The following is a 12,284-nucleotide window of genomic DNA, read 5'->3' as shown; positions in this document are numbered from 1 at the left end:
TATGAGAGATTTCGAGAAACCAAGCCGTTCGGTCGTGGTCGCACGGCATGGCATGGCTGCGACGTCCCATCCGTCGGCCACGCTTGCGGCCGTTCGGATTCTGGAGGCGGGGGGCAACGCACTCGATGCGGCCATCGCCGCCAGCGCCGTACAGTGCGTGGTCGAACCGGGGTCTACCGGCATCGGCGGAGACTGTTTCGTCCTAATGTCGAAAGAAGGGTCCAGCGAGATCATCGCCTACAACGGATCCGGCCGTGCCCCTGCGGCTGCAACAGCCGATTGGTATGCATCTCAGGGCATCACAGAAATCGAGCGTCACTCACCGCATGCGGTAACGGTTCCCGGAGCGGTGGACGCCTGGACACAGCTCAACGCCGATCATGGAAAACTGCCGCTGGGCAAGCTTTTCGCTCCTGCGATCGAGTTCGCCGAAAGCGGCTACGCCATCTCCCCACGCGTGCATTTCGACTGGGAACAGGAGGCGGCGCTGCTTTCCGCCGATCCTGGCGCAAAACGCATCTTTCTCCCTGGGGGGCGGGCGCCGAGGATCGGCGAGGTGCACCGGCAACCAGAACTCGCCGCAACATTCCGCAAGATAGCTACGGATGGACGCAACGCCTTCTACATGGGGGAGGTTGCCGAGGACATGGTTTCGCGCCTGCGAAGCCTCGGCGGTTTGCACACACTGGATGATTTCATGGGGGCCAGGGGCGAATATGTGACGCCGATAAAGACAGGTTTCCGCGGCCACGACGTCTACGAATGTCCGCCAAATGGCCAAGGCGTCATAGCGCTCATGATCCTCAATATCCTGTCGCGCTTCGAGGCCAAGGGTGACCCTCAATCCGCCGACCGGCTGCACATCGAGATCGAGGCGACGCGACTTGCTTATGCGGCGCGCGATGCTTTGCTCGCCGACCCGGCGAAGGTGGCGGTGCCGGTCGAGCAACTGCTTTCAAGCGCGACGGCGGATCGTCTGGCGAGGATGATTGATCTTGGCCGCGCGCGCGCGGATCTTCCTTCATTAGATATTCCGGTGCATCGCGACACGGTCTATATTTCCGTCGTCGACAAGGATCGCAACGCCGTCAGTTTCATCAACTCGATCTATTATGGTTTTGGCTCCGGCATCGTCGCGGCGCGCTCGGGCGTGATACTCAACAATCGCGGTATAAGTTTTTCGCTGGATCCCAACCACCCAAACGTTATCGAACCAGGCAAGCGCCCGCTGAACACGATCATTCCGGGCATGCTGGTGAAGGATGGGCGCGTTGTTATGCCTTTCGGTGTGATGGGTGGAGCGTATCAGGCCATGGGTCACGCGCACTTCCTGTCAAAAGTTCTTGATTTTGGCCTCGACCTTCAGCAAGCCATTGATCTGCCCCGCGTCTTTCCAATTCCTGGCACGATGGACGTGGAGGTCGAGAGCACGCTTCCAGTCGCGGTTCAGGAGGAACTGGCCGGTCGCGGATTCCGCATCGTCCCGGCGGAAGAGCCGATCGGGGGCGCCCAAGCGATCATGATCGACTGGATGAATGGAACGCTGCAGGGCGGTTCAGACCCACGCAAGGACGGCTGCGCAATCGGCATTTAGAACGCTACACAGGTGTTGGACGAGGAACAAAGGTCGAGGCCACTGTCCGGCCATCTCGCATACTTGGGCCTATGGGCTCATCCTCGTAGCAACCAGCGGAGTCTGATTTGACCATGCCTTCTTCTATCATCAAGCGAGCACTGATCACCGGGGCGGGTGCTGCCGACGGCATCGGCTTTGCCATAGCGCGGCAGCTCGGTCTTGCCGGTCATGCCGTTTTCCTGAACGGTGCCAGCGCGCGTGTACTCGATCGCGCCGCCGAACTTTGCGCCGAGGGCATCAATGCCAAAGCTGCGGTCGCCGATCTCACCATCGCGGCCGAAGTCGCGCGGCTGCGGGCTGATGTCGGCGCTGTCGACATCCTGGTCAACAATGCCGGCATGGGTTCGCTGGCATCGCCCTCGTCCGATAAGGCGTTTCTTGCCATGACCGAGGCAGACTGGGACCAAGGGATCGACGTCAGCCTGAAGACCGTATTCCTGGTCACCCGCGCGTTTTTGCCGGCGATGGTAGAGGCAGGCTATGGGCGCATCGTCAATGTGGCGTCGGTTACCGGGCCGCTGGTGTCTTTCGAAGGCACAGCAGCCTATTCCGCCGCCAAGGCCGGCATGGTCGGCCTGACGCGCACGCTGGCGCTCGAAGTGGCAAAAAGCGGCATCACGGCCAATGCCGTGGCCCCCGGCTGGATCGAAACGGGCTCGTCTAGCGCAATGGAGCGGCAAGCTGCCCTGCACACGCCACCGGCGCGGGCCGGGCGACCGGACGAGGTTGCCGCAGCGGTGGTGTTCCTGGCATCGGAAGGCGCGAGTTACGTCAACGGCGCCCTGTTGGTGGTCGACGGCGGCAACAGTCTTCAGGAGCGCAAGGGCTGACTCCGAAACGAGGTCGTTCACGATCAGGTCGCGGGTTATGGAAAGCGAAATAGCATCGCCAACGCATTCGCCGAGGCTGAAGTTTGTGTGCGTGGGGGTGCGCATGGTCGCGACGACCTCCCACCCCGAGCAAGGAAGAGTTCTGCCGTGGCGAGACCGAAACCCGACGAAGCACCGGTGATAAGAATTTCGGCATCAATGTATCTCTGTCGTTGGTACGACGAGATATGGACAAAAACGCCGGACTTTCAGCCCGGTGCGCACCCCGCTTGGAATTTTGAGTGTTCCCGGACTGAAGTTTTTGGACAGGGTGGGTTGCCGAGCAACTCCCCATTGCGGCGCGAGACGATCCGATCGCCGCCAGCGACTTGGCAGATCAATTGATGAAAGCGGCCGAGAAGCGGCATCGTAGCGCCGGCTTCAACCGCGTGTGGTTATGTACCATGAAGTAGCAGAAAATGTGTTACGCGTTGTGATACCTATTGTGATACAAATCGGCTGTCGACGCTAGGAAAAACATAGTAAATACAATCGTGTAGAGCCGAAGCCGATCCAGCCAACGGTACCATCGAATTTCCCGCTAAAGTCTTGATTGCCGATCCCGGCGATCCACGGGAGATCAAGACCTGTATGGCGCTGTCGGCAGGCAGGAAGACCCTGACTGCACACACACCGCGGTGCAGATACCCGCGCCGCATCTAAGGTTTCATTTTACTCCAGCGGTTCGTCGGTCGGCCGAGGTGTCGTGCCTGCCTGACGAGGACGGCCGGCATTGCGATTTGCAACGCGGCTGTCGAGCGGCGATCTGGACGCTTGCTGGGCGCCAGCGGTCTTGGGCGCCGTCGGCTTGGCGCCGGAATCGCTGTCTTCAGCATCGCGACGGGGATGTGGCAGGCCGGCGGCCTCAGGCGATCTGACCGAAGGTGTGGCGGCCGGGTTTGTCGATACGGGTTTGTCCTTGGCCATTTTCAACTCTCGCCTTTTCAGCATGCAGACGGCCGGACAACAAAGTCGGGCCATTGGACAGAACGGTCAGCCGTGCGGGCGCATCACGACTTTGATGCAGCCGTCCTCCTTGTCGCGGAAGGTTTTGTAAAGTGCGGGCCCGGCCTTGAGGCCAGCCCGATGGGTGATCACGAATGACGGGTCGATATCGCCGTTCCGAACTTTCTGCAGCGATTTCGCGTTCATCCTGGATCGTCGGATCGGCCACCTGTTCGCAACGTATGTCGCCTTTGCCGTGCCATGTCAGGGCCTTCATGTGCTGTTCCTTGACGACAAGCTCTGCGAGCCCGAACTTGGCTTGATGTGAAATGTTCCCGCTTCGAACGAGCATCCGGCCTCAACCCTTGGCGGCCGAGCCGGGTTCGGCCATGCCGCAATGCTGCTCGGTCGGGGTGCCGGCCGGCGTGGCATGCGCGGCTGCAACCTGCTTTTCCAGCCGCTGATCGCCTGCTGCCCACGGCCACATCCTTGAACGCGTCCAAGGGCAGAGGTTTGGCGCAAGCGCAGGATCTGCTATCGCGCCAGCATCGCGGCGACAACGAACACGACGGCGGCAACGACGACAAGCGCGACAATGGCCAGCACCGGGCCGTTTTTACTCGGGGCCGGGGCGCTCTCGTCGTCCGGCCGCCGCATCGCATTGGCGAAGCTTGCTTGATTAGCGAAAGCCGGCGTGCCCGTCGCTGCGGGAACCGGCACGGCGCCGGTGTCTGCCGCTTCGGCATCGGTTTCCATAGGCGCCGCCGCCGGGTCGAATCCCGGCGTCTTGTCCTCTGTCACCCCAGACTGAATATCGCCTCTGTCTTCGGCCGGGTTACGTTCGACGTTCATGATGATGCTCCTGAGCTGGCCCGGGCTTCCCCAACCGCGAGCGGATCAGGATGTTCCATTGGGCGGAATCGCCGACAACGAGGAGCAAATTTCAGATAGCCTTCAAACAGATGTCCCTGGTGGCAACGCGGCCTTGCAACCGGTCAGCACCGGATGGTGGTTTCGTTGTAGTCGGCCATGGTCGGCAACGCGGCAGATTCGGCAAAGTTCCAGTCTGGCTCGCAATGCCCGCTTACGCACACCGCCGCTCGTTGACCTTGAGCTGGCTCGTTCCAGCCACTCCAACCCAAATTGCCAGTCCGGCTCCCGGCGGCGCGCTGTTTGGATTCCGTGGGAACATCAACAGCGCCAGCGAGTTCGGTATGTGCAGCGAGTTCCCTGTTCGCCGCATGGCCAACATCCGGAGCTCTTGACTGCCCGCGTCTTCGCTCCTGGAGCGCGGGCCACTCCTCTTAGCCCAAGGTTGCGATCATGAGCAGAAACATTCCGGAAAAGCGGGCCAGGCAGGGTGGCTTGGGGCGACCGGTCCTTGGCGTGCTCTTGGCAGGCCTTGTCTTGGCGCTCGTTGCCTGGGGGATCGCTGAAATCTATGGCGAGCAGGCTAAGACACCGGCGACACAACAAAACAGCCGGGTTCCATCGCCAGATACTTACAGCCCAAATCCTGGCCAAACGGACCCTGCAAACTCCAAGGCCGACGATGTGAATGGCGAACCGGTGGACCGAAATCCCAAGCTCGACAAGGATCCCACGCCGCGATCAAGCACTGGCGGGGATCAGCCAGGAACGCCGCCAACTCAACCTGCTTCGCCATAGCGTTCGCACTAGTTGATAAACACAATTCAAACAGATGCGGAAATGTGGAGCGGCGATTTCAGCCAATTTCAAGAGCCGGGTCTGTCAATAATCGCCGGCGCTCTCTGATAGCTGGGGAGCCACGAAAACCTCCGCTGATTCTTACCGCTTGCTGGATGGCACTGGCGGCTCCAGACCGACTCCGCGCTGTGTCACGCCGGCAGGCCTTTGCACCTCTGGGCGCTTTTGAACTTGCAAGTCGATGGAATCGGGCAAGCTGGGTGTAGATGATGCAGTCGTCATCTTATCGAGGTCCGGCAGCAACACCATCTTTGCGTAGCGTGGAGGAACCAGATGGCCTCCGAAAACAGCGAATATCCCGCACACGAATAAAGCGAGAAGCAGGGCCGTAAGCACATCTGTGAAAATTTCGACAAATCTCATGTGCTCGCTCCGCGCATAAGGATCCCGCCGCGCTCTCGACAGTAAGAGCGGCGGGATCCTCAACCGGCGATGAAGGGACTTTGATCGACGGTCTTCTCCTAATGTGGCTTCCGGTTGCGTGTTCCCTGGTTCGGACCTTATCCACCGACTATGGGACTAAGGTCCCGAACCTAAATGGAACCAATGGGGAAGAGCGGAATCCATGTGCCTTTAAGAGGCTTCAACCAGAGGGCACGACGGCTGATCGTCAGCCTCCCGCCAGAGACAGTCCACGGGCGCGCTCGCGCAGCAAGGCAAGCAGTTCGTCGCGCCGTGGCTCCGGCGTGTCGACGGGTAACACCAGACACAAGGTCCTTTTGATGGCGCCGTGGCCGTCGTGGATGGGCGCTGCCATGCACCAGGTGAAGCGGTCCGCCAGAGCGGCGGTCTCGCTGAAACCCTGCCGGTGGGCCAGGGCAACATCGGCAAAGAATTCGGCTGGTGCAATGATGCGGCCGTCGGGAAGCTTGTAGTCGCCAGATGGGATGAAGTCCCTCAACTCTTGCTCGTTCATATGGCCGAGGAGCAGCCGTCCGGATGCCGTCCATGGGATCGGCACCTCGACCCCGACATCGCTTGAGATCCGGAACGGGCCCGGCGAATCTCGGCAGTCCAGAACGACGTATTTGTTGCCACGCAGGCCGCATAGCTGGACCGTCTCGCCTGTCTCGGCGGCCAACTTATCCAAGGTCTCGATGATGCGACGGTAATGGGCATTGTGATGTGAGTAGGCCCAGCCGAACAGATGCATGGCGCGTCCGAAATAGACGTAACCTTCACCGCCGACGTTTTCGAGCATTTCGGCGTCGAGCAGGCTGTTGACGATCTCGTAGGTGGTCGAACGCGGCGCGCCGATCATTTTGGCGATGTCGCCGACGCGCATTGGCGCGCGGTGCCGCAGCAACGCCTCGAGCAGCATGATGACGCGGTCAATGCCGCGTCGTCGTTCGCCGTTGCGCGGCTCCGCGCCGGCTTCCTTCCCGATCGCATCGTTAGTGCCGTCGCTCATGACCATCCGCCAAAATCATTTCGGTTCTCGTCTCAAGGCGCTTGAAAGATGTCAAGGCTAGGTCTAGCATCCAATTTGTCCGATATACAGACACATTGTCTGAAATGCCAGACAAACTAACGAGCCTGACGCAGACAAATCCCGAGAGGACACACGGTTTCCAAGACCCGGCGACCGACGGGTTTCCTCGCCCTTGTTCTGCACGTCGAGGCCACAACCTCTGAAGGGAACAGTCATGATGAAATCACCGTTTTTCGCATCCGCCAGCGCGCTTTGCCTCGGTCTCGTGCTGAGCTTTGGCGTCGCCTCGCAGGCCAATGCCGCCGCCAACTGCATCAAGGGCGACCGCAAGGCGCCGTACACGATCGGCTGGGCCAACATCTATTCCGTGCCGACCTGGATGAAGCAGACCCAAGGCACGATCGAAGCCGAAGTCGAGACCCTGAAGAAGCAGGGACTGGTCGACAAGCTCGTCGTCACCGACGCTCAGGGCGATGCCAACGTCCAGATCCAGCAGATTCAGTCGATGATCGATTCCGATGTCGACGCCATCATCCTGATCGCCGGTTCGTCGACCGCACCGGCACGCGTTCTGGCCGACGCCTGCGCCAAGGGCATCGCCATCATCAACTTCGACAGCCTCGTCGACACCGACAAGGTCACCGCCAAGGTCAACACCGATTCTTCGCAATGGGGCGACCAGGCCGCCAAGTTCCTGATCGACGCCATCGGCGGCAAGGGCAAGATCCTGATCCTCAATGGCCCCGCCGGGGTTTCGGTCAGCGATGACAGGCGCAAAGGCGCCGACGCTGAGCTCAAGGCCCATCCCGACGTGACGGTGCTTGCCGAGACCAACACGCCCTACAACGTCGCGCCGGCACAGGAAGCCGTCACCAGCCTCCTCTTCGCCAACCCCGAGATCGACGGCATCCTGTCGCTCGGCGGCGCTCTGTCGGCAGGCGCCGTGCTGGCCCTCGACAAGCAGGGCCGTGAACAGGTGCCGATCACCGGTGAGAACGCCCGGCAGTTTTTGGAACTCTGGAAAGAAAAGGGCTTGAAGAGCTGGGCGACGATGCAGCCGAACTGGCTCGGCGCCTTCGCCACCTACACTGCCGTCCAGGCGCTGGAAGGCAAGGATGTGCCGGCTTTCGTCAAGATTCCGCTGCCGGTAATCGACAATTCCAACATCGACGAATACCTCGCCCGGGCCAAGGACTTCCCGGCTGACGGCTACATCTTTTCTACTTACGATGAGGAGCTGTTCAAGAAGCTGCTGGCTCAGAAATAAGCCTGAAGGGTTGTAGCGTTGACAACCATGGCTCCGCTGCTCGCGGCGCGGGGTGTGTCGAAGTCTTTCTTCGGCAACCCCGTCCTGCGCGACGTTTCAATCGCTCTCCAGCCGGGCCGCGTGCATGCGCTGCTCGGCGAGAACGGCGCCGGAAAGTCGACCTTGATCAACCTTTTGTCCGGCGCCTTGAGACCGGATAGCGGGACGATCGAGGTCGATGGACGCGCGGTCTCACGCATGACGCCGGCTGTTGCGCGGCAGGCCGGCATCGCCGTCGTCCAGCAGGAACTCAGCCTGACGGCCAGTCTTTCCATCGCCGAAAATATTGGTCTCGGCGCCTATCCCAAACGGTTCGGCCTGATTGACTACCGCGAACTCGCTGCGCGGGCGAGGACCGCATGCGAACTTGTCGGGCTGCACGAGCCGCTGTCGACGCCGGTCGGGCATCTGTCGCTCGGCCGCCGCCAAATGGTGGAGATCGCCAAGGCGCTCTACCGCCGGCCGCGCGTGCTCATTCTCGACGAACCGACATCGTCGCTATCGGCAACCGAAACCAAAATTCTCACCGATCTGCTGCAGCGGTTGCGCGGCGAAGGCATCGCCATTCTCTACATCTCGCACCGACTGAACGAAGTCATGGCGCTGTGCCAGCACGTCACCGTTCTGAAGGACGGCACCTGCACGGCCGACCGCACCCTGGAAGGCACCGACGCCGCCGGGTTGGTTCGGCTGATGGTCGGCCGCGATCCCGGTGATCTTTTTCCGCAATGGCAGCCTTCCAGTTTGCCTGCCGACGCTATCTCTGTCCGAAATCTTTCGGCCGGCCTGATGCGCGACGTCGATCTTGATATCAAAACGGGCGAAGTGCTTGGCATTGGCGGCCTGGTCGGGCAAGGGCAGGAAGATCTGCTGCTCGGTCTCTACGGCGCCATTCCGGCACGGACGGCGTCGGCGACCGTCAACGGCGCCTCCGGCCTGCCCGGCGGCGTGCCGAAAGCCAACGCGCTGGGGCTGGCCTATGTGCCCGCGGATCGCAAGCGCGAGGGCCTGCACCTGATCCATCCCATCATCACCAACATGATGCTGCCCGCCTTTGCCAGGCTGCCGGCGCTGAAGCTGCGCAGCCGCCGCGCAGAGCGCGAGACGGCCAAAAGCCTTGCCGCCCAACTCGGCATCAAGGGTCACCTCGGCCGGGCGGCGCAGGCTCTATCGGGCGGCAACCAGCAGAAGGTGGCGCTGGCGAAATGGATGCCGCACGACCCGCTGGTGCTTCTGCTCAACGATCCGACGCGCGGCGTCGACGTCGAAACAAAACGTGAGATCTACATGATGCTTCGCAATTTCGCCGCCGCCGGCAAGGCGGTCGTGCTGCTCAGTTCCGACACGCCCGAACTGGTGCACCTTTGCGACCGTGTAGCCATCGTCCGCGAAGGCCGCATCGTCGCCATGCTGGCGCGTGGAGCGCTGAGCGAGGAAGCCATCGTCTCCGCGGCGATGGGCGCCGAACAGCGGAAGGTTGCGGCATGAACACATCTTCCTCCGCCCGGCAGACCGGCGCGCTCTACTGGCCGGTGCAACTGCGTCGCAATGTCGGCGTGCGCAGCCTGTTTGCCGTCGTCCTGGTGTTTCTCATCGCCTATGGCGTCCTCTTTCCGGGTCTGTTCACGGCGTCCGGCTTCGCCAAATTCACGCAGAGCTGGTTTCCATTGGCTCTGGTCGCGATGGCGCAGGCCATCCTGATGCTCACCGGCGGCATCAGCCTGGCCATCGGCGCGACGGTCAGCTTGGGCGCGGTCATCGCCGCGACGACGATGGCCGGGCCGCTGGGCGTCGCCGGGGGCACTGCCGCAGTGGCGCTGACGGGCCTCGGCATCGGGGCGGCGACCGGCTTCATCGTGGTACGGCTTCGCCTGCCGGCGATCGTGGTGACGCTTGCCGGGTCGTTCATCATCGGCGGCGCCGCACTGCTGATCCTGCCGCGGCCCGGCGGCGCAATCCCGGCGTGGCTGTCCGACCTGCTTGCCGGCAACACACCGGCGGCATTCGTGCTGCTGGTGGTCATCATTCTCCTGTGGAAGCTCTATCTCGCCACGCCGCTTGGCTTGAGCCTCTATGCCGCCGGCGAGAATCCGGTCGGCGCCTATCGCTCCGGCGTGCCGGTCGACGGCGCGCGCATTGCGGCCTATGCGATCAGCGGTCTGCTCTCCACTGGCGCCGGCTTGTTCGTCGCCGCACAGACCGGTTCGGGCGACCCGGTCATCGGCGCCGCCTTTACCCTGAACTCGATTGCCGCTGCGGTGCTCGGCGGCATCGGCTTCCTCGGCGGCCAGGGCACGATGCGCGGCGCGCTTGCCGGCAGCCTGCTGCTCAGCCTGATGATCAGCGTCATGTTCTTCCTCGGCTTCACGCCGGTCGCACAATATGTGGCCCAGGGCCTGATCATCATCGGCGCGGTCGCCATCCCGCAATTCCGCAAGGCACAGCAATGACAGCATGGAATGACAGCGCGGGCGGCAAACGCGCCCTGACGGTCCTGCGCAGCCGGCCGTTTCTCACCGTTGCCATCGTTGCCGCGGTCTGGATCGTGGCGAGCTTCGTTTCGCGCGGCTTCGGCGCTTATGGCCATCTGCGCTATCTGGTGGAGCTCGGCGCCGTCATCGGCCTGGTTGCCGCGGGCCAGACTTTTGTGGTGATCGCCGGCGGCATCGACCTTTCCGTCGCGGCCATCGTCACGGTCAGCGCCGTCAGCCTGCCGCTGCTGTCGTGGCAGGTGGATCCGACCGGCATCACCTCCATTCTTGCCGTTCTGGTGCTGACCACGGCAATCGGCCTGGTCAACGGGCTCGGCGTCGCTTTGCTGCGCGTCCACCCGATGATCATGACATTGGCCATGGCGACATTCTTGCAGGGTCTGTTGATCATCATCGCCGGCGGCAGCGCCGTGACCGCCGAGAACCCGCTGGTCCACTGGCTCGGCAATGGCCGGCCGGCCGGCATTCCCGCTGGCGTATTGTTGTGGGTGGTCGTGTCGGCGATCGTGCTGACCACGATGCATGCGACATCGCTCGGCGCCCGCATCTTCGCCATGGGCGCCAACCCGCTTGCCGCGGCGCTGTCCGGTGTTCCGGTCACGTCCACGACGCTTGCGGTCTACGGCATCAGCGGCTTCTGCTCGGGACTTGCCGGCGTGCTCGTGTTGGGCATGAACGGACAGGGCTATGTCGGCATCGGCGATCCCTATCTGCTCGCCTCGATTGCCGCTGTGGTCCTCGGAGGCACCTCGATCCTCGGCGGGCTTGGCACCTATGCCGGCACCATCCCCGGCGCCATCCTGCTGGTCACCATCACCGCGCTGATCACCGTCGTCAACGCATCGCCCGGCTGGCGCAGCATCCTGTTCGGCTCGCTGATCCTCGGCCTGCTGCTGCTCTCAGGCCGGGAGCAGGCGCGCCGATGACACATCGTCGAGCCGATAGATGCGCCTTGCGTTGCCGAAGAACAGCGCCGTCTGCTCGTCGGCGGAAAAGTCCGCTGTGATGGTTTTGAAGCCGTCATATATGTCATCGAACGAGGCATGCAGGCCGGCGACCGGAAAGTCGCTGCCGAACATGGCGCGACCGGTGCCGAAACAATCGATGCAATGCAGGACGACGGGCTTCAGGCTGTCGAGCGTCCAGTCATGATCGTAGGCGACCAGATCCGATATTTTGATGGCGACGTTGTCGCATTGCGACAGAAGCCGCAGCCCGTCGCGCCACACCTGCATGCCATCGGCGTCGCGGTCGATCGGGCTACCGCAATGGTTGAGCACGAATTGCTGATCGGGGAAGGCCCTGGCAAGCAGCCCCGCGTCGGCGAGCTGGCGCGGAAACACCATCATGTCGAAGGCCAGCCGATGCTGGCCAAGCAAGGCAAGCCCGGCGCGCCAGGCCGGATCGTCCATGATGCCGTCACGGGCCGCAAAACGGCGGGCAGGGTCGGGATCCCAGCTCAATATGTCGCGCACGCCGGCGACACGCTCGAACGCGGCTTGCGCTTCGATCAGCGCCGGCGCCTGGCGATCGGCGAGCGGCACGTGAACGACATAGCGGGCGGCGACGCCGCGCGATTTGTCGAGTGTTTCAAGCCAGCGCGTTTCTCCGATGCAGTCGCCACTCGCCCAGCCGGCTTCGACATGGACGGTGGCGACGACATTATGCCCTATGGCATCGCGCGCATAATCCCCGGGCAGATAGTTCCGCCGCAAGGGGCCAAGCTCGCCGAGGCCGCCGCGCTCGCTGGCCGTGGCGGCGAGCCAGGGATGCCGTCCCAGTCTGAGATCCCAAAGATGATGATGGGCGTCGATGATCGGTCCGGCGTAAGGTTCTGGCACGTATCTCTCTCAGGCTGTGACCGGCGATCGATCCT

General features: G+C 62.5%; 10 protein-coding genes and 1 pseudogene. 6 read left to right on the top strand and 5 right to left on the bottom strand.

The window, feature by feature from the left end:
• The first annotated feature begins 1 nt into the window (after position 1).
• Both ggt and ACYG9R_RS06175 read left to right on the top strand, forming a co-directional pair.
• Complete coding sequence (ggt, locus tag ACYG9R_RS06180; protein ID WP_023823650.1) at positions 2 to 1,594, top strand: gamma-glutamyltransferase; 1,593 nt, start codon at positions 2 to 4, stop codon at positions 1,592 to 1,594.
• Positions 1,595 to 1,707: 113 nt separating this feature from the next.
• Complete coding sequence (locus ACYG9R_RS06175; protein WP_023697267.1) at positions 1,708 to 2,466, top strand: SDR family oxidoreductase; 759 nt, start codon at positions 1,708 to 1,710, stop codon at positions 2,464 to 2,466.
• Between the two features lie 1,032 nt (positions 2,467 to 3,498).
• On the opposite strand, the pseudogene ACYG9R_RS06170 reads toward ACYG9R_RS06175, so the two are convergent.
• From ACYG9R_RS06170 to ACYG9R_RS06155, 4 genes and pseudogenes are all read right to left on the bottom strand, one after another.
• Positions 3,499 to 3,627: pseudogene (locus tag ACYG9R_RS06170) on the bottom strand (glutathione-dependent formaldehyde dehydrogenase); the annotation flags it as partial.
• A gap of 181 nt (positions 3,628 to 3,808) precedes the next feature.
• Positions 3,809 to 3,937, bottom strand: coding sequence for a hypothetical protein (locus ACYG9R_RS06165; protein ID WP_023729077.1), 129 nt, complete (start codon positions 3,935 to 3,937; stop codon positions 3,809 to 3,811).
• A 47-nt stretch (positions 3,938 to 3,984) separates the two neighbouring features.
• Positions 3,985 to 4,302 (bottom strand): hypothetical protein, encoded by a 318-nt coding sequence (locus ACYG9R_RS06160; RefSeq protein WP_023704493.1) that lies wholly within the window; start codon positions 4,300 to 4,302, stop codon positions 3,985 to 3,987.
• 1,486 nt (positions 4,303 to 5,788) lie between these two features.
• Entirely contained in the window at positions 5,789 to 6,589 is an 801-nt protein-coding gene (locus tag ACYG9R_RS06155; RefSeq protein ID WP_023686799.1) for an IclR family transcriptional regulator, read from the bottom strand.
• 235 nt (positions 6,590 to 6,824) lie between these two features.
• Between ACYG9R_RS06155 and ACYG9R_RS06150 the strand changes: the two genes are divergently transcribed.
• From ACYG9R_RS06150 to ACYG9R_RS06135, 4 genes are read left to right on the top strand one after another with little or no spacing between them, the layout of a single operon-like run.
• On the top strand, positions 6,825 to 7,877 hold the full coding sequence (locus ACYG9R_RS06150) for an ABC transporter substrate-binding protein (RefSeq protein ID WP_031199274.1): 1,053 nt from the start codon (positions 6,825 to 6,827) through the stop codon (positions 7,875 to 7,877).
• Positions 7,878 to 7,904: 27 nt separating this feature from the next.
• On the top strand, positions 7,905 to 9,404 hold the full coding sequence (locus ACYG9R_RS06145; protein WP_023723359.1) for a sugar ABC transporter ATP-binding protein: 1,500 nt from the start codon (positions 7,905 to 7,907) through the stop codon (positions 9,402 to 9,404).
• Positions 9,401 to 10,366 (top strand): ABC transporter permease, encoded by a 966-nt coding sequence (locus tag ACYG9R_RS06140; RefSeq protein WP_023710147.1) that lies wholly within the window; start codon positions 9,401 to 9,403, stop codon positions 10,364 to 10,366. The genes ACYG9R_RS06145 and ACYG9R_RS06140 overlap by 4 nt, the downstream gene beginning before the upstream one ends.
• Positions 10,363 to 11,334, top strand: coding sequence for an ABC transporter permease (locus ACYG9R_RS06135; RefSeq protein ID WP_023723358.1), 972 nt, complete (start codon positions 10,363 to 10,365; stop codon positions 11,332 to 11,334). The genes ACYG9R_RS06140 and ACYG9R_RS06135 overlap by 4 nt, the downstream gene beginning before the upstream one ends.
• Here ACYG9R_RS06135 and ACYG9R_RS06130 read toward each other — a convergent pair.
• Complete coding sequence (locus ACYG9R_RS06130) at positions 11,308 to 12,249, bottom strand: amidohydrolase family protein (protein ID WP_023692366.1); 942 nt, start codon at positions 12,247 to 12,249, stop codon at positions 11,308 to 11,310. The two genes, ACYG9R_RS06135 and ACYG9R_RS06130, sit on opposite strands and share 27 nt — an antisense overlap.
• Positions 12,250 to 12,284: the final 35 nt, after the last annotated feature.

It is taken from the genome of Mesorhizobium sp. RSR565B, from assembly GCF_054719465.1.
This window is presented reverse-complemented; position numbering and strand designations above follow the sequence as displayed.